The organism is Streptomyces yokosukanensis (assembly GCF_001514035.1).
GTDB lineage: Bacteria > Actinomycetota > Actinomycetes > Streptomycetales > Streptomycetaceae > Streptomyces > Streptomyces yokosukanensis.
In genome coordinates this window covers 86,648-103,665 of the sequence record NZ_KQ948221.1, presented here as the reverse complement: position 1 = coordinate 103,665, position 17,018 = coordinate 86,648, and the positions used below count along the sequence as shown (strand labels likewise).

The 17,018-nt window shown below is 71.7% G+C and carries 15 protein-coding genes; 11 read left to right on the top strand and 4 right to left on the bottom strand.

Annotation, left to right across the window (positions count from 1 at the left end; all coding sequences use genetic code 11):
- Positions 1-36 precede the first annotated feature (36 nt).
- Entirely contained in the window at positions 37-1,671 is a 1,635-nt protein-coding gene (locus AQI95_RS33370; protein WP_067132707.1) for a serine/threonine-protein kinase, read from the top strand.
- Positions 1,672-1,689: 18 nt separating this feature from the next.
- Here AQI95_RS33370 and AQI95_RS33365 read toward each other — a convergent pair whose 3' ends face one another.
- On the bottom strand, positions 1,690-2,496 hold the full coding sequence (locus tag AQI95_RS33365) for an SGNH/GDSL hydrolase family protein (protein WP_067132704.1): 807 nt from the start codon (positions 2,494-2,496) through the stop codon (positions 1,690-1,692).
- Between the two features lie 391 nt (positions 2,497-2,887).
- Between AQI95_RS33365 and AQI95_RS33360 the strand changes: the two genes are divergently transcribed.
- The 5 genes from AQI95_RS33360 to AQI95_RS33340 all read left to right on the top strand — a co-directional run bounded on the left by AQI95_RS33360 (position 2,888) and on the right by AQI95_RS33340 (position 10,199).
- Entirely contained in the window at positions 2,888-3,202 is a 315-nt protein-coding gene (locus AQI95_RS33360; RefSeq protein ID WP_244188924.1) for a hypothetical protein, read from the top strand.
- Positions 3,203-3,607: 405 nt separating this feature from the next.
- Positions 3,608-4,429, top strand: coding sequence for a glycosyltransferase family 2 protein (locus AQI95_RS33355; RefSeq protein WP_067132703.1), 822 nt, complete (start codon positions 3,608-3,610; stop codon positions 4,427-4,429).
- Entirely contained in the window at positions 4,426-5,445 is a 1,020-nt protein-coding gene (locus tag AQI95_RS33350; protein WP_067132700.1) for a glycosyltransferase family 2 protein, read from the top strand. The genes AQI95_RS33355 and AQI95_RS33350 overlap by 4 nt, the downstream gene beginning before the upstream one ends.
- Positions 5,438-6,238 carry a polysaccharide deacetylase family protein gene (locus tag AQI95_RS33345; RefSeq protein ID WP_067132696.1) on the top strand — a complete coding sequence of 267 codons (801 nt, stop codon included), beginning with the start codon at positions 5,438-5,440 and terminating at the stop codon, positions 6,236-6,238. Before AQI95_RS33350 ends, AQI95_RS33345 begins: the two co-directional genes overlap by 8 nt.
- Entirely contained in the window at positions 6,231-10,199 is a 3,969-nt protein-coding gene (locus AQI95_RS33340) for a hypothetical protein (RefSeq protein ID WP_067132693.1), read from the top strand. Before AQI95_RS33345 ends, AQI95_RS33340 begins: the two co-directional genes overlap by 8 nt.
- A 15-nt stretch (positions 10,200-10,214) precedes the next feature.
- Here AQI95_RS33340 and AQI95_RS33335 read toward each other — a convergent pair whose 3' ends face one another.
- Positions 10,215-11,633, bottom strand: coding sequence for a GH39 family glycosyl hydrolase (locus AQI95_RS33335; RefSeq protein ID WP_067132690.1), 1,419 nt, complete (start codon positions 11,631-11,633; stop codon positions 10,215-10,217).
- Between the two features lie 130 nt (positions 11,634-11,763).
- Here AQI95_RS33335 and AQI95_RS33330 point away from each other — a divergent pair, with 130 nt between their 5' ends.
- Positions 11,764-12,858, top strand: a complete 1,095-nt coding sequence (locus tag AQI95_RS33330; protein WP_067132687.1) for a DUF5925 domain-containing protein — start codon at positions 11,764-11,766, stop codon at positions 12,856-12,858.
- Positions 12,859-12,873: 15 nt separating this feature from the next.
- Entirely contained in the window at positions 12,874-13,644 is a 771-nt protein-coding gene (locus tag AQI95_RS33325) for a DUF72 domain-containing protein (RefSeq protein ID WP_067132684.1), read from the top strand.
- Positions 13,645-13,736: 92 nt separating this feature from the next.
- On the opposite strand, the gene AQI95_RS33320 is transcribed toward AQI95_RS33325, so the two are convergent.
- A complete protein-coding gene (locus AQI95_RS33320) occupies positions 13,737-14,105 on the bottom strand; it encodes a GntR family transcriptional regulator (protein WP_067132681.1) in 369 nt (122 codons plus the stop codon).
- A gap of 71 nt (positions 14,106-14,176) precedes the next feature.
- On the opposite strand from AQI95_RS33320, the gene AQI95_RS33315 reads away from it, so the two are divergent.
- Both AQI95_RS33315 and AQI95_RS33310 read left to right on the top strand, forming a co-directional pair.
- Positions 14,177-15,142, top strand: a complete 966-nt coding sequence (locus AQI95_RS33315; protein WP_067132939.1) for a GNAT family N-acetyltransferase — start codon at positions 14,177-14,179, stop codon at positions 15,140-15,142.
- Positions 15,123-15,626 carry a ribonuclease FAU-1 family protein gene (locus tag AQI95_RS33310; RefSeq protein ID WP_067132678.1) on the top strand — a complete coding sequence of 168 codons (504 nt, stop codon included), beginning with the start codon at positions 15,123-15,125 and terminating at the stop codon, positions 15,624-15,626. Before AQI95_RS33315 ends, AQI95_RS33310 begins: the two co-directional genes overlap by 20 nt.
- Positions 15,627-15,639: 13 nt before the next feature.
- On the opposite strand, the gene AQI95_RS33305 is transcribed toward AQI95_RS33310, so the two are convergent.
- The gene (locus AQI95_RS33305) at positions 15,640-16,263 is read right to left on the bottom strand and encodes a class I SAM-dependent methyltransferase (RefSeq protein WP_067132675.1); all 624 of its coding nucleotides are present in this window, start codon (positions 16,261-16,263) and stop codon (positions 15,640-15,642) included.
- 111 nt (positions 16,264-16,374) lie between these two features.
- Between AQI95_RS33305 and AQI95_RS49930 the strand changes: the two genes are divergently transcribed.
- Positions 16,375-16,509, top strand: a complete 135-nt coding sequence (locus AQI95_RS49930) for a hypothetical protein (protein WP_107121823.1) — start codon at positions 16,375-16,377, stop codon at positions 16,507-16,509.
- The last annotated feature ends 509 nt before the right edge of the window (positions 16,510-17,018 follow it).

Sequence of the window (17,018 nt, the reverse complement as noted above, 5' to 3'; positions counted from 1 at the left end):
TGTGGAGGAATCACGCGACATGCCTTGGGGGCGCCCGTGTCCGAAGAACCGGGCCGTGAACGTGTGATCGCGGGCCGCTACCGCCTGTTGTCCCCGCTGGGCGAGGGCGGCATGGGCACCGTGTGGCGCGCCCGGGACGAGGTGCTGCACCGCGAGGTGGCCGTCAAGGAGGTGCGGGCCCCGGCCGGGCTGCCGGCCGCCGAGATGGAGCGCATGTACGCGCGCCTGGAGCGCGAGGCATGGGCGGCGGCCCGGGTGGCGCACCCCAATGTGGTCACGGTGTACGACGTGGCGCTGGAGGGCGGGCGGCCCTGGATCGTGATGGAGCTGGTGCGCGGGCTGTCGCTCGCCGACGAGGTGGAGGCGCAGGGCCCGCTCCCGCCCCGGCGGGCGGCGCACATCGGTGCCGAGGTGCTGTCCGCGCTGCGCGCCGCGCACACCGCCGGAGTACTGCACAGGGATGTGAAGCCGGCCAATGTGCTGCTCGCGAACGACGGCCGGGTGGTGCTGACGGACTTCGGGATCGCCTCGGTCGAGGGCAGTGCCACGCTGACCATGACCGGCGAGGTGGTGGGTTCACCGGAATTCCTCGCGCCGGAACGGGCGCTGGGGCGGACGCCGGGGCCGGAGTCCGATCTGTGGTCGCTCGGCGTACTGCTCTACGCGGCCGTGGAGGGCACCTCGCCGTTCCGGTACGACACCCCGCTGTCCACCCTGCGGGCCGTCGTGGACGAGGAGTTGCCGCCGCCGTACCGGGCCGGGCCGCTCGCCGTGGTCATCGCGGGGCTGCTGCGCAAGGACCCCGTCGAGCGGCTGGACGCCGAGCGGGCGGAACGCGAGCTGCGGATCGTCGCCGCCGGGGGTGACCCCTCCGAGGGAGGAACGCCGCGTGCCGCCACGGCGCCGCCACGGCCGTACACCGCCCCGGCGGCCGTGGACCGGCAGCGACCCGCCCCGTACCCGCGCCCCTCCCCCACCCCGCCGGCGGCGCAGCCCGGCACCACGACGTCCGCGGCGCCACCGCGCACCCGGCGGGCCGGTGCGGTGCTGGTGGCGGGCCTGCTCGCGCTCGTGCTCGCGGTGGCGGGGCTGACGTACGCGCTGCTGCACCGCGGCAGCGGCGGCGCGGGGAACGCGGGCGGCGCCTCGGCGAGCGGCCGGGCGCGGACGCCGACCGGGCACGGAGGCACCGGCGCGGGCACCGGGACACCGCCGGCCACCGGCGCCGGCACGTCGTCGAGCCCGCTGCCGGCGCAGTCGGTGCAGGTCACCGTGGTCGGCGCGGACACGGCGTACACGGGGACCTGTCCTCCGCCGGCCGGGCAGGCGCCCGCCTTCACGGCGACGTTCACGGTGGGGCGGCTGCCGGCGCGGGTGGAGTACCGGTGGGTGGCGACGCGCGGGTCGGTGTCGGATCCGGGGTGGCGGACGCTGTCCTTCCCGGACGGCGGAGGGAAGGTCCGCAGGGCGCGGGTGACCCTGACGGTGGATTCCGGCAGCGGGACGGCACAGGACCGGATGAGCGTGCAGGTGCGCGCTCCCGTGGAGTCCGTGTCGAACGCCGTGGCGTTCGCGCTGAGTTGCTCGGGGACGGCGTCGGGGACGCCGACGGAGACCCCGTCGGACGGGGCCTCCGCTTCGGCGTCGGGCTCACCGGGAAGTTCACCCTGAGGGGCGAGCCCCTCCGGGTCATGCGTTGTTCGTGAACACCGGCAGATAGCCGCCGGACTGGCCGGCCGCGGTGGGGTGGTACGACTCACCGATGTCGAGCCAGTTGACGCTGTGCAGCCAGGAGTCGCTGGAGCAGATCTCGTGACTGGAGAACGCGGAACGGATGTCGCCGAAGACGAAGCCGTGGGCCTGCACGCGCTTCTGGATGGCGGCGTCCATGTAGTCGGCCGCGCCGTTGATCGCGGACCGCTTGGTGTCGGAGAGGCCGAGGCAGCTCTGGCCCAGCAGGTAGAAGCGGGGGTAGCTGAGGACGACCACCTTGGCATTGGGGGCCTTGGCGCTGATCGCGTTGTAGACGGTGTCCAGCTTGCCGGGGAGCGTGGAGTCGACGTACGCCTTGGCGGTGTTGATCCGGTTGACGCAGTCGCTGTCGGACTGCAGCACACAGGTCGTCATGACGTCGGAGAAGCCGGCGTCGTTGCCGCCGATGGTGAGGGACACCAGTGAGGTGGAGGAGTTCAGCGAGCCGAGCTGATTGGCCATCACATCGTCCGTCGTGGCGCCGGAGCAGGCGTTGAAGGCGAACGAGGACGGGCCGTGGGCGGCGTTCCACAGGTACGGGTACGCCTTCGTGCTGCGGTCGCAGTTGCCGCTGGAGCTGATGTAGCTGCCCGAGCCGACTCCCGACGAGTAGGAGTCGCCGAGCGCGACGTAGCCGCCGGTCGCGGCCGTCGAGGAGGCCTGCGCCGACGCGGCTCCGGTGAGACCGAGGCCGGTGGCGAGGAGGAGCGAGGTGATGAGTCCGGTAAGTCGGGAACGTCTCATGGAACCTCCCTTTAGCAGGATCTCTGCCGCAACTGTCGTAGCAACTACGCGTGTTGACGGGAAGTGTTCATGCCAAGACTTTTGTGGTCTCAACAGGATCAACCAGAAACATTCACCGTTCATCTATTGCGCGTACATGCCAAGCAAGTTGACGCCACCCCGGTCCTGACCGTTGGGCACTGGCGTTCGACGCGAGGTCGCCGTCTTGACGCCCTCCCCGGGCCTGCGCCACATTGAAGCCCGGCATCCGGCGCGTCGGGGGGCAAAGTCGCCAATGCAGACCTTGCGTATCAAGACACCTTCGTCAGACGGCTCGTCAGCGGACGCCGAGGGAGCGCGAACAGGTCCGGGGAGGGGCCTGTCGCCGCTGCTCGCGGGGGCCGCGACCGCCGTGGCGGCGGTCGGCGCGCTGCTCGCGCTCACCGACTCCGCCTCTCCGCTGCGCGGTCCGTGCACCCTGCTCTTCCTGCTCTCGGCACCGGCCGTGGCATTCGCCGCGGCACTGCGCGGGCTGGAACCCTACGGCCGCGCGCTGTCCGCACTTGCGGGCTCGGTCGTCGTCAACATGCTGGTGGCCCAGGGAATGCTCGCGGTCCACCGCTGGTCGGTCCACGGCGGAGTCGTCGTGGTGACCCTGTTGAGTCTGCTGCTGCTGATTCCGGTGATACTCCGGGAACAAATTTCCGGAAAATGCACTCAACGCTGAGCAACAGCGGCCAAAGTTGTGTAACGGCCAAACCAACAAAAGTGTGAGGCAGCCTTACAGGGCTTGCCATTCGGGTTCAATCGTCAATACCGTCGTACATCTCACCCGCACCGGCACGTCGGCACACGGCTCCAGGGGAGGGCTCAGGGCCGCGGCGTCCACCGGCGCGGGGCGCGGTAGGGGGGTGCCGTGCTCGGTGACCACAACTGTGACCGAGCCGTGCCGCGCGACCGGCTGCCGTCTCTCTCTGGCAGACCGGCCAGCTTTGCCAGCTCATCGGCGTGCACGGAGATCGATGCGCAGATCGATTTCCCGTGCCGAAGATGAGAAACCCCCCTTTCGAACCGGACACAGAGCCGGGCCGCCCGGGGGTGGGCGGTCCACCGGACGAGAGGGAAAAGACTCATGAGTTCTGTTCTGCGCCCGCCGAGTTCGGGACAAGATCCTTTGATCGCCACGCACTATCGGCCGATCTCCTCTCATCTGGCGATCACTCCGCCGGTGAGCGTGGTGATTCCCGCCATGAATGAGGCGGAGAATCTTCCCTACGTCTTCAAGACACTTCCGGGCTGGATACACGAAGTCGTTCTGGTGGACGGCAATTCCACCGACGACACCGTCGAGGTGGCCCGTTCCCTGTGGCCGGGCGTCAAGGTCGTCGATCAGCACGGCAAGGGCAAGGGGGATGCCCTGATCACCGGGTTCGAGGCGTGCAGCGGCGACATCATCGTGATGGTCGACGCGGACGGCTCGGCCGACGGCGGCGAGATCGTCAGCTATGTCTCCGCGCTGGTCTCCGGCGCCGACTTCGCCAAGGGCTCGCGCTTCGCCAACGGTGGCGGCACGGACGACATGACCTTCATACGCAAGCTCGGCAACTGGGCGCTGTGCACCATCGTCAACCGCAAGTTCGGCGCCCGCTACACCGACCTGTGCTACGGCTACAACGCCTTCTGGCGGCACTGCCTCGACAAGATCGACCTCGACTGCACCGGCTTCGAGGTCGAGACACTGATGAACATCAGAGTGGTCAAGGCCGGTCTGAAGGTCCAGGAGATCCCGAGTCACGAGTACCTCCGCATCCACGGCACCAGCAATCTGCGGGCCGTGCGCGACGGGATCCGGGTGCTCAAGGTCATCCTCAAGGAACGCTCCAACCGGCGCGCACTGCGCCGTCAGGAACACCACTCGCCGATGCTCGACACGTTCCGGGGAGAGGTGTCTTGACAGATCCCGGCATCTCCGTCGTGATCTGCGTGTACACCGAGGACCGCTGGGAGGACATCCTCGCGGCGGTCTCCTCGGTGCGCGCGCAGTCGTACCCGGCGCTGGAGACGCTCCTGGTCGTGGACCACAACCCGGCCCTCAAAGACCGGCTGGCCCGCGAGTACAAGGAGACCGAGGGCATCCGGGTGCTGCCCAACGCGGGCCCGCGCGGCCTGTCCGCCGGCCGCAACACCGGCATCACCGCCTCCCACGGCGAGGTCATCGCCTTCCTCGACGACGATGCCGTGGCCGAACGCGACTGGCTGCGCCGCTTCGCCGAGGGGTACGCCGACCCGCGCGTCATGGCGGTCGGCGGCCGTACGGAGCCCGTCTGGGCGTCGGGCCGGCGGCCGGCCTGGTTCCCGGAGGAGTTCGACTGGGTGGTCGGCTGCACCTACCGCGGGCTGCCGCCGGGCCGGGTCAGGGTCCGCAACGTGCTCGGCGGAAACGCCTCCTTCCGGCGTACGGCGTTCGAGGCGGCGGGCGGCTTCGCGACCGGCATCGGCCGCGACGGCGACCGCCGCCCGCTGGGCTGCGAGGAGACGGAGCTGTGCATCCGGCTCACCCGGGCCCGCCCCGACGCCCTGCTGCTCATCGACGACCGCGCGGTCATCCACCACCGGGTGCCGGCGCCCCGCGAGCACTTCGCCTACTTCCGCACCCGCACCTACGCCGAGGGACTGTCCAAGGCGCTGGTCGCCCGGAGCGTCGGCGCGAGCCAGGGGCTCGAGTCCGAACGCCGGTACACCACTCGCGTCCTGCCCGCCGGGGTCGCCCGCGGCCTGCGGGACGCACTGCTGGCCCGGCCCGGCGGCGCGGGACGCGCGGGCGCCATCGTCGCCGGGGTGCTCACCGCGGCGGGCGGCTACGTGGTGGGCAGTGTGCGGGCGCGACGGGGCGGTAGGACGTTCTCGGCGGCGCCGATCCAGCCGGCCCCCGAGGCCCGACCGGGTTCCGGAGGGGGCAGCCATGAGTGACGCACCCGTGCCCATCCTCATGTACCACTCCGTGGCCACCGCGCCCAACGACGCCACCCGTGCCCTGTCGGTCGCGCCGGAGGCGTTCGCGGAGCAGATGGCGGTGATCGGCGACCAGGGGCTGACCCCGGTCACCACCGCCGACCTCGCGACCCGCTGGCGCACCGGCCGACCGCTGCCCGCCCGGCCGGTGCTGATCACCTTCGACGACGGCTACGAGGGGGTGCACCGGCACGCGCTGCCCGTGCTCGCCAGGCACGGCTTCCCCGCCACGCTGTTCGTCTCCACCGGCTGGCTCAGGGGCGCCGAGGACACCGGAGGCGGCCTCGACACCATGCTCGACTGGCGGCAGGTGCGCGAACTGGCCGCCGCGGGCGTCGAGATCGGCGGGCACAGCCACACCCATCCGCAGCTCGACCAGCTCGGCGACGGCGTGCTGCGCACGGAACTGGCCCGCTGCACGGAGATCGTCGGGGACGAACTCGGCACCCGCCCGGTGTCGTTCGCCTACCCCTACGGCTACTCCAGCCGCCGGGTCCGGCAGGCCGTGCGCGCGGACGGGTACGCCCAGGCCCTCGCCGTCGGCAACGCCCTCGCCCGGCGATGCCAGGGGCCGTACGCCCTGCACCGCGTCACGGTGCGCCGCAGCACGGGCGTGGAGGAGTTCGAGCGGCTGCTCCACGGCCGTGCCATCGCCCGCGCCTTCGCCAGGGACCGTGCCCTGACCAAGGGGTACGCCCTCGTCCGCAGAGCCCGCCAGGTCCGCCGGAAGGCCATCCGTTCCCGTGTCTGACACGACCACCACCACCGAGGCCGCCACGACCGACGCCGCGGCGCCCGAGAAGTCCGGGCGCCGTCTGCGGCTGCCCGGCACGGGCCGGTCCTCCGACGGCAGCCCGCTGTTCCGCAACGCCTACGCGCTGATGCTCAACACCGGCATCTCCGCCGTCCTCGGGCTCGGCTTCTGGCTGGCCGCGGCGCGCTACTACTCCGAATCGGCGGTCGGGCAGGGCTCGGCCGCCATCGCCGCGATGAAGTTCCTCGCCGGGCTGACCGCGGTGACCCTGACCGGCGCCCTGGCCCGCTTCATCCCGGTCTCCGGCAAACGCACCGGCAAGCTCATCTTCCGCACCTACGCGGGCAGTTCGCTGGTGGTGGCGCTCGCCGCGGGCGTCTTCCTGCTGACCCTGGACGTCTGGGGGCCGTCGTACCGGTTCCTGCACGGGGCGGCGACCGGCCTCGGCTTCGTCGTGGCCGTCATCGCCTGGAACCTGCTCACCCTGCAGGACGGGGTGCTGACCGGGCTGCGCAGCGCGACCTGGGTGCCGGTGGGCAACACCGTGTTCTCGGCCGTGAAGCTCGCCCTGCTGGTCGCGTTCGCCGCCGCCGTCCCCACCCTTGGCGTCTTCGTCTCCTGGGTGGCCGCGATCGCCACCTCGGTGGTGCCGCTGGGCTGGCTGGTGTTCCGGCGGCTGGTGCCCCGGCACGTCGAGGCGACTAAGGACCGTGCGGTGGCGCCGACGCTGAAGCAGGTCAGCAGGTTCCTGGCCGGGGACTACACCGGCTCGCTGTTCTCGCTCGCCGTGATCTACCTCGTGCCGGTGATCGTCGCCGCCCAGGTCAGCTCCGCCGAGAACGCGTACTTCTACATCGCCAGCACCATCGGCGGCACGACCGACCTCCTCGCCATCAACATGGGCGCGTCCCTCACGGTCGAGGGCTCGCACGACCCCGACCGCCTGGCCGCCCACACCCGCGCCGCGCTGAAGCGGATGGCCCGGATCATGCTGCCGATCGCGGGCCTGCTGATCATCGGCGCGCCCTGGATCCTCGGTGTGTTCGGCGCGGGCTACGCGCACGCGGCGACCCCGCTGCTGCGCTGGCTCGCGGTCGGCTCGGTGCTGCGGGTCGTCATCGAGACGTACTTCGCGGTGCTGCGCGCCCGCAGCCGCACCGGCGGACTCGCCCTGTTCCAGGGCATGTTGTGCGTACTGGTACTGAGCCTGACCCTGCTGCTCCTGCCCCGGACGGGGCTGACCGGCGCGGGTGTCGCCCAGGCCGGCAGCCTCGCGGTGATCGCGGCGATCGCCGCGCCGAGGCTGTGGCGGACGATCCGGAACGCGCCCGCCGCCCTGCCCGAGGCGGCGGCTCCCGACGGGGACCTCGCCGACCTGGGGACGCCCTCCCGCTCCCGGCGCCTTCCCCACGCCCGGCCCCACTCGGGCGTCGGGACCCCCGTGGGCGACGCCGCCCCGGTCCGCCGGCACGGCCCGGCCTGGGCACTGGACTCCGACACGCTCGCCCTCGGGATCCACGTCGACTTCGACCACGCGGAGCGCCGCCCGGACGTCCGCCCGGGCCCCGGCACCCCGCCGGCCGGTACACCGCTGCCCCCGCTCGGGCTCGCGGTGCCGCTCCCGGTGGAGGAGCGGGAGCCCGGAGCCGAGGCCTCGCTGGGCCCGGCCGAGGCCGAACTGCTGCGCGAGGCGGAGGCGGCCGAGGTCGACGCCCCGTTCTCGCAGGAGGAACTGGAGGCGTCCTTCGGCAGGATCGCCGACGCGCCGTCGTCCGGGGCCGACGCGCCGGTCCCCGTACCCGACGCGCCGCCGGCGCGGGCGCGGGCCGGCGCCTCGCTCGCGCGGGCCGAGGCCCCGCTCGCGCAGGCCGCTTTCGACACCGCCGTACCGGACGGGACCGTGCCCGACGAACCACCGCCGCCCGAGTCGCTCAGGAGGCGGCTGCCGCCCACCCGTTCCGGTGTCGTCCTCGGCTGTCTGCTGATCGCCGCGCTGCTGCTGTACTGGGTGCCCGCGCTGCGGCTCGGCGAGAGCGATCTGGACCGGATGGGCGGCCTCGGGCTGGTCTCCGTGCTGCCGCTGCCGACCCTCGTCGGAGCGGCCCTGCTGGTGGTCGTCTTCGCCGCGCTGCTCTGGCTGCGCCGCGAGCACCGGGCGCTGCTGCTGCTCACGCTGGTGGCGACCGTGGTGTCACTGCACGCGCTGCCCGCCGTGATCGAGACCGAGCCACGGTTCCCGACGGCCTGGCAGCATCTGGGGTTCATCGACTACATCGACCGCACCGGGTCGGCCGTACCGGGCCTGGACGCCCGCTGGAGCTGGCCCGGCTTCTTCGCGGTGGCCGCGTTCGTCGGCCGGGCCTGCGGGGTCACCGACTTCACCGAGGTCATCCGCTGGTGGCCGACGGCCGTCCAGCTCGCCTATCTGGCACCGATGTTCCTGCTCACCCGGTCGCTGCGGGCGAGCTGGCGGGCGAAGTGGACCGGGGTCTGGCTCTTCGTGCTGTGCGGCTGGGTCGGCCAGGACTACTTCTCGCCGCAGGGCTTCACCTATCTGCTGTATCTGATGTTCGTGGCGATCCTGCTGGTCTGGTTCCGCCCGTCGCGCGTGATCTGGACGAGGTTCCGGCCGGGCGAGGCCGAGGTGGAACCGGCCGACCGCCGCCAACGGGCGGTCCTGCTGCTGGTGTTGATCGGTCTGTACGCGGCGAGCGTGCCCGCGCACCAGCTCACCCCGTTCATCATGCTCGGAGTGCTCACCGCCCTGGTCCTGCTCGGCCGGTCCGAGCCGCGCGGGCTGCCGCTGCTGTTCGCGGTAGTGGTCGCGGTGTGGGTCGGCTTCATGGCCGAGCCGTACTGGTCCGGGCACTTCAACGACCTGTTCGGCGGGGTCGGCGGGGTCGGCAGCAATGTCTCCACCTCCGTCTCCGGCCGGATCCAGGGCGGCAGTTCGACCCACAAGCTGGTGCTGTACACCCGGGTGCTGCTGGCCGGCTCGGTGCTGGCGTTCGCCTGCTGGGGCTGGTGGCGGCGCCGCTTCCACCGCTACCGCGAACGCTCGCTGCTGGTACTGACCTTCGTGCCGTTCTTCGGCTTCGGCATGCAGTCGTACGGCGGTGAGATGGCACTGCGCGTCTTCATGTTCGCGGTGCCGGGCGCGGCCCTGCTCGGCGCGCTCGCCCTCTTCCCGCGCACCGGTGCCACCGCGAAGGAACGCGCGAAGGACCGCGCGAGCCTCGCCCCGCTGGCCGCGCTGCTCGCCGGGCTGTTCCTGATGGGCGGCTTCCTGGTGGCCCGCTGGGGCAACGAGCCGTTCGAGCGGACCCGGCCCGGCGAGGTCGCCGCCATGAACTGGGTGTACGCCCACGACAAGCCGACGGTACGGCTGCTGTGGCTGACCCAGGATCCGGTGAACGACGTGACCCCGGCGATGCCGTGGGGGTCGAGGGACATGGAGCGGGTGGACTATGTGCCCACTCTGGCCCCGACCGACCCGGTGCTGGTGTCCGGGCTGGTCAAGGCGTTGAAGGACGCCGGTCCGAACTCGTATCTGATGATCAACCGGAGTCAGGTGACGTATCTGCGGCTGGACGCGGGCTACTCCGCGACCTGGGAGCCCCGGCTGGTCGAGAACCTGGACGACCGGCAGGAGCTGACGAAGGTCCTCGTCAACGACGACGTCACGGTGTTCGGCTTGCGGAGGCAGCCGGCGGGCGCCGTGCCGAAGCCGCACCCGGGCCCGATCGGGCCGCAGGTGACCTGGACCCCGTGGTCGGTGGTCGGCGCGCTGGCCGCCGTCGTCCTGATCCTGCTGCTGGCCGCCCGGGAGGTGGTCCGGGTCGCCGCCCGTCCCGGGGTACGCCAACAGCGGCTGCTCCAGGGCACGTTCTGGTTCGCGCTGCCGCTGCTGGCAGTGGTGCTGGCCTCGCTGGTGCAACGGTTTCTGACCATGAAGTGACGGGCGTGGGGTGGCTCAGCGGTCGAGCCACTTCACCTCGTACGGCCGCATGTCGAACCGCTTGCCGTCGACCTGAGCGCTGATCGTCCGGTCGAGGGTGTTGACCACGAGCACCGTCCTGGCGCCGGCCAGGACGCGGACGTTGGGCACGTCGTCCGGCGCGACCTGGACCGTCTCGTAGGCGGTGCCGGGCGGGAACGCCCGGGCGAACCGGGACACCAGGTCGTACATGGGCAGGGCCTTGCCGCCGCCGGCGCTGTCGGTCGGCGTCCACAGGCAGCCGGCGCAGTCGGTGCCGGTCCTGTCCTCCGGGTTCCAGTAGAAGCCGGAGGACGCGCCGCCCTCGACCATGGCGATCATGCCGGTGGCCTGCACGGCGACGCGGTGCGGCTCGGTCCAGCCGGTGCGGTTGCCGTTGCCGTCGCCGGGCTCCACGTAGTACTCGGCCCACCACAGCGGCAGGTCGTGGGTCTGCCGTCGCAGCCACTCGCCGACCGCCGTCAGCTTGTCGGTGGCCGCGAACTCGTTCGGCAGCAGGTCGTCGTCGCGGGTGTAGCTGGAGCCGTCGACGACGGTGAAGTCGGCGCCGGCCTTGTGGGCGTTCCAGTAGGAGAACGCGTCGAGCACCCGCTGGTCCATGGCGCCCCAGGGCCCCTTCAGCGCGGTGGAGGCGTTCTCGTCGCGCGGGTCGACACTGTCCATGACCAGGTAGGGGCCGCCCACCATGATGTCCTTGTCGACCTTCTTCAGCGCCCTGTACACGAGGTTGTACAGCTTCGTGTATCCCTCGTAGTCCCAGCGGGACTCGGCGTCGTTCCAGAAGCCCTTGAACTCGTTCCAGACGATGAAGTGCTTCACGTCCGGGTAGCGGCGGGCGACGGTCGCGGCCAGGTCGGCGAAGTCCTGGTAGTGGTCGGGGGCGGGGGCCTTCTCCAGGGACGCCCGGCTCCAGTCCGTGCGGTCGGCCCCGGCCCTGCCGCCCTTCATCCAGTCCGGCGAGCAGCACAGGGTGATCACGGGGGTGCCCCCGGAGGCGCGCATGAAGTCGATACGGCGGTCGAGGGCGCCGAAGTCGTAGTGCCCCTCGACCGGTTCGGGATTGTCGGCGCCCCAGCCCATGATGTGCTGGTTCTGCGCCAGCCCGCCGTTCTGCCCCAGCAGCCGTTCCGCGCTCCTGTCGGCCGTGTCGGCGCCTTCGTCGGCGCTGTACTGGGTGTGGGTGAAGCCCCAGCCCACGTTCGGCTCCGGTGTCCCGCCGGGGCTCGCGGGGGTGCCGTGCACCTTGTCTCCGTCGCGGGTGGTGCCGACCGTGCTGGGCCCGCCGGACAGCGTGCTGAACAGGGTCACCACCAGGGCCAGCGCGGCCGCGCCGACGCCGAGCAGGGCGGTGAGCCGCCACCGCCGAGTATCCGAATCCCACCCATGTCGTCCCATCAAGGGCAACATTAACGGCGGAGGCGGCGCGTCCGGCAGCTATTGGGAAGACCCGGAACAGTCTTGGAACACCCGGAACAAGCGACGGAAATGCCGTGCACGTGGACCGCCCTTGCCCGATCATGGCGGCATGTCTGCTAACCCACACGACGCTCTGCCGATCCGGCTCCACGTCGACGACTCCGACTCGCCGTCCGACGTCGTCGACGCGCTGTTCCTCGGCCGCTTCGCGACGGGCGAGCAGCCGTACTCGCACGCGGCGAACATCGACCGTGTCCGCTCCGGCGCCACCCTGCTGCCCGACGGCGCCCGCGTGCTGCGGGTCGCCCGCGACGACGACCGCAGCGCGACCCTCGCCGAGGGCGACGGCTGGACCGTACTGATCTCCCGCTGGAACCGCGGCGCGGACGTCACCGTGACCGCGACCAGCGCCGAACTGGCCAAGACGGTCCTCGACGAGGCCACCGACGGCGCGACCGACGAGCCCGAGCCGCAGCCCGAGAACGTGACGATGGGCTTCTGGTACGTCTCCCCCAGGCGCGGCCCGCACCGCACCACCCGGCAGATCTCCGCCGGGACCTGGGAGGATGTCCGGGCCAACTACACGGCACCGGTGGCGGACGCCATGGACCGCCTGATGGGGACGACCCCGCAGGACATCGCCGGCCGGCTGCTCCTGCTGCACGGCCCGCCCGGCACCGGCAAGACCTCCGCCCTGCGCACACTGGCCCGCTCCTGGCGCGACTGGTGCCAGGTGGACTGCGTCCTGGACCCCGAGCGCCTCTTCTCCGACGTCGGTTATCTGATGGACATCGCGATCGGTGAGGAGGACAGCGCCGGCAAGGGCCGCTGGCGCCTTCTCCTGCTGGAGGACTGCGACGAACTGATCCGCGGCGAGGCCAAGCACACGGCGGGCCAGGCCCTGTCCCGGCTGCTGAACCTCACCGACGGCCTGCTCGGCCAGGGCCGCAACGTCCTGGTCGGGGTCACCACCAACGAGGACCTGGAGCGCCTGCACCCGGCCGTGGTCCGCCCCGGCCGCTGTCTGGCCCGTATCGAGGTGGGCCCGCTGACCCGCCGCGAGGCGGTGGACTGGCTGGGCAGCGAGGAGGGCGTCGGCCGCGAGGGCGCGACACTGGCCGAGCTGTACGCGCTGCGCCGGGGCACCGCCCCGACCTCGGTGCCGGGGGCGCGCGACGGCGCGGACGCGGGCCTGTATCTGTAGTGCTTTGATGGTGTCGTGACCTTGTTCGTCGGCACCTCGGGGTGGCAGTACAAGGACTGGCGGGACCTCGTCTACCCGACCGGGGTCCCGACGCGGCTGTGGCTGGAGGAGTACACCCGGCTCTTCGTGACGGTGGAGATCAACAACGCGTTCTACCGGCTGCCGTCCCGCGAGAACTTCGCCGCGTGGCGGGACCGGGTCCCGGCGGACTTCGTGGTCGCGGTCAAGGCCAGCCGCTATCTGACCCACATCAAGCGTCTGAAGGACCCCGAAGAGCCGGTCCATCGCCTGATGAGTCACGCGGCGGGCCTCGGCGACCGCCTGGGCCCGGTCCTCCTCCAGCTCCCGCCGACCCTGCGCGCCGACCCCGCCCTCCTCGACACCTGCCTGGCCTGCTTCCCGCCCGGTACGCGGGTCGCCGTGGAGCCCCGCCACGACTCCTGGTGGACGCCCGGGGTCCGCGAGGTGCTGGCGGCCCGCGGCGCGGCCCTGTGCTGGGCGGACGTCCGGGCCCGCCCGGTCACCCCGCTGTGGCGCACCACCGACTGGGGCTACGTCCGCTTCCACGAGGGCCGCGCCGAGCCCTGGCCCCGCTACGGCCGGCGCTCCCTGGAGACCTGGGTGGACCGCATCGCGACGACATGGCGGGAGGGGGAGGACGTGTACGCGTACTTCAACAACGATCCGGGCGGTGCGGCGGTCCAGGACGCGGTGACGTTCGGGCGGACGGCGCAGCGGGCGGCACTGCCGGTGACACGATTCCCTGAGCCGCTGAAACGGTCTTGACGACGGCGTTGCCCGGGAGTTCCCCACACCTTCGAGGCAGCGGGGCGGTGCCGAACCCCCCAAACCCCCATCGGCCGAGACGCGGCAACCCGCTATCCCCCGTAGGCCGCCCGCAGGGCGTCCCGAACGGCCGCCAACGCCTCGTCCTCGGTGAGCCCGAGCCGCCTGACACGCTCGCCGTACGCCTGAGCGGCCAACGAAGCCTCACGTTCCGCGGCCGAGCCGGCGGCGGCCACGAACGTGCCGTTGCGCCCCCGCGTCTCGATCACCCCGTCACCCTCCAGCGCCCGGTATGCCTTGGCCACCGTGTTCACCGCGAGACCGAGGGCCTCGGCCAGCCCCCGCACGGTCGGCAGCCGGTACCCGACCGGCAGCGTCCCGGACCGTGCCTGCTCGGAAATCTGCGCCCGCACCTGCTCGTACGGGGGTGCGCTGTCATCGATGCGGATCTTCAGGCTCACGGGCCGATTGTCCCGCACCCGAAGGAAAATGAGAGGCACCCCCTGCACGGATCACCGTACGGTCCATGCCCATGACTGTGATCGTGCGGGATCTCCGCCCCGACGTCCCGGCTGACACCGAGGGCTTCGCCCGGGTACGCCGGCTCGCCCTGCCGTACATCCTGTTCACGTCGGACTCGGTCCGCCACGCCGCCCTCCACATGCCGCCCGAGGCGCGCTACCGCCCGCTGATCGCGGAGGAGGACGGCGAGGTGATCGGCACGGCCCAGGTCCATCTGGCCCACGACAGCGCCGAGCCGGGCCAGGGCCTGCTGAACATCTACGTCCGGCCGGACCGGACCGGTCGCGGTGCCGGCGGGCTGCTGCTGCGGACGGCCGAGGAGCACCTCGCCGCCCAGGGCGCGACCAGGCTGCTCAGCTGGGTGCTCGACGAACCGGCCAGCCACGCCTTCGCGGAACGGCACGGCTATCGAGGCAGCCGCTGCGCCCACTTCCTGCGCCTGGACCTCGCGGGCTCGGCCCTCCCGCCCGTCCCGAAGGCCCCACCGGGCATCGAACTGCGTACGGCCGCGGACTTCGCGGACGACCCGCGCCCGCTGTTCGAGCTGGACGCCGAGACGATGCTGGACGAACCGGGCGACGTCGACTACGAGTTGACCGACTACGAGGCCTGGGTCGAGCAGTACTGGAAGCATCCGCTGCTGGACCGCGACCTGACGGTGGCCGCGTGTGTCGAGGGCCGTCCCGTCGCCTTCAGCGTGGCCTACACCGACGGCGGCACCCTCCCGCACGCTCGAACGCACTCGCGCGAAGGGACCCGTATGGCCACGGCGATGACCGGCACCGCCCAGGCCCACCGCGGGCGCGGCCTGGCCAAGCTCACCAAGATCCACTCCCTGCACCGGGCCCGCGCGGCCGGCGTCACCGAGGCGTTCACGGGCAACGACGCCGAGAACGCCCCGATGCTCGCGATCAACAAGTGGCTCGGGTACGAGATCTGCGCGACGGAGGTACGCCATGTCCGTGAACTCGTCTGACGCACCGCGGATGGTGGAGGTCGTCCTGGTCAAGGCCGGCCGGACGAAGATCCGTTATCCGGCCGAGCTGCTCCAGGACGACGGCACCCGCATCGCCGTGCGCGCGCCCTGGGCGGGCGCCGGCGTCCGCGACTTCGGTTTCGTCCGCTTCGAGCCGGGTGACCTCTTCACCGAGTACTACTGGCGGGACCGCTGGTACTCGGTGAAGGAGGTCCGCGGCATCGACGGCACCGTGAAGGGCTGGTACTGCGACATCGCCCGCCCGGCGGTGCGCAGCGGTGCCGAGCTGGTCGTGGAGGACCTCGACCTGGACCTGTGGCGCTCCGCCGACGGCACGGACGTACGGCGGCTGGACGAGGACGAGTTCGCCGAGAGCGGGCTGGCGGAGACGGATCCCGAGGCCGCGTCGGCCGCCCTGGCCGCCCTCGCGGAGCTGGAGGGACTGGCCCGCGCCGACGACGGCTTCACGCACTTGCTGACCTGACGCCCCGCGCCCCTCACACGCTCGCCACCACGGCATACCGCTCGTCCTCCACCGCCTTGCCCCACAACACCGGGTCGTCGGACAGTCGCTCCACGCGTACGTCCGCGCTCAGCGGTGCCAGCAGGGCGGTGAGGCGGCCGGCGGGTATGCCGACGGGGTGGAGGGTGCCCCAGACGCCCTCCACCAGGACGAAACGGCCTCCGGGGCGCAGCAGGTCCCGCCAGTGCCGCAGCACCCGGCCCGGATCCGGCAGGGTCCAGAGCACATGCCGTACGAGGACGACGTCGAAGCGCCGCTCCCCCACCGGCGGCTCCGCGGCCTGCCCGCACAGGACCGCCGCGTCGCGCCCGGCGAGCTTGGCGCGGGCCCGGTCGACCATCGCCGGGGAGGAGTCGACGCCGGTGACACGGTGTCCCTGTTCGGCCGCGAGGAGCGAGAGGCTGCCGGTGCCGCAGCCGAGGTCGAGGACGTCGGCGGGGGACCCGGGCAGCCAGGAACGGAGCCTGTCCGCCCAGGCCGCGCGGGTCTCGGGGTCGCGCAGGCCGTGGTCCGGCTCGTCGTCGAAACCGTCGGCCGCGGCGTTCCAGTCGATGTCCGCCCCGGCCGGGGCGACCGTGTGATCGTTCGCGTGCGTCATTCCCACAGAGTGACACCCGCCACTGACAACCCGGCTCCGATGAGGAACTCTCCCCCCAAGCGTCTACCTCCGTGACACCGCGGGATCCGGTAGGCACTGAAGGAGGCAGCCATGCGCCGCGTGACCGTGCACAAGCCCCTGAAGAAGACGGACAGCCGCAGGATCCGCGAAGAGGCGGAGGAACGCCCCGCGGCCCGCCCCGAGGTGCGCAAGGACATCGCACGCACCTGGTGGCCCGACGGCTGATCCCGCCGGTCGGTCGGTCCAGCCGCTTGCGGTGGTGAATCCGGTCGTAGGGGCCGTCGGTACGGATCAACCTCCGGCGATGTCCGACGCCTCGTACCGTCAACCGCATGGACGCACGGTTATGGGACCGGCGCCGGGCGGGATGCACTGCTCCATGACTGCCGGTTGGACTGGGTGGTGTTGATCAGGTCGATGGTCCAGCTTGGATTCCGATGGCTGTACTCGAAGGCCAGAACCGTCGCTGAAGCCGCCTTCCTCAGCGATCAGTTGGCTCGGCCTTAACAGCAGATCCACCGGCTGTCCGACGCGCCGGAATCGCTCCACCGGCCTTGGGACCGTCCAAGACGCCGGGAGGCCAGCTTTCGGTCAGCTAAGGCCACCTTCCAGCCGTATGCGAGCAGGAACTCACCACGCCCTCATACACACATTCGAACTGAAGCATATGATCTTCGATCGCGTGATTTTCTGTGCTCCGCCAGTGGACCAGCACTGAGGCATCTGTGGTGTGC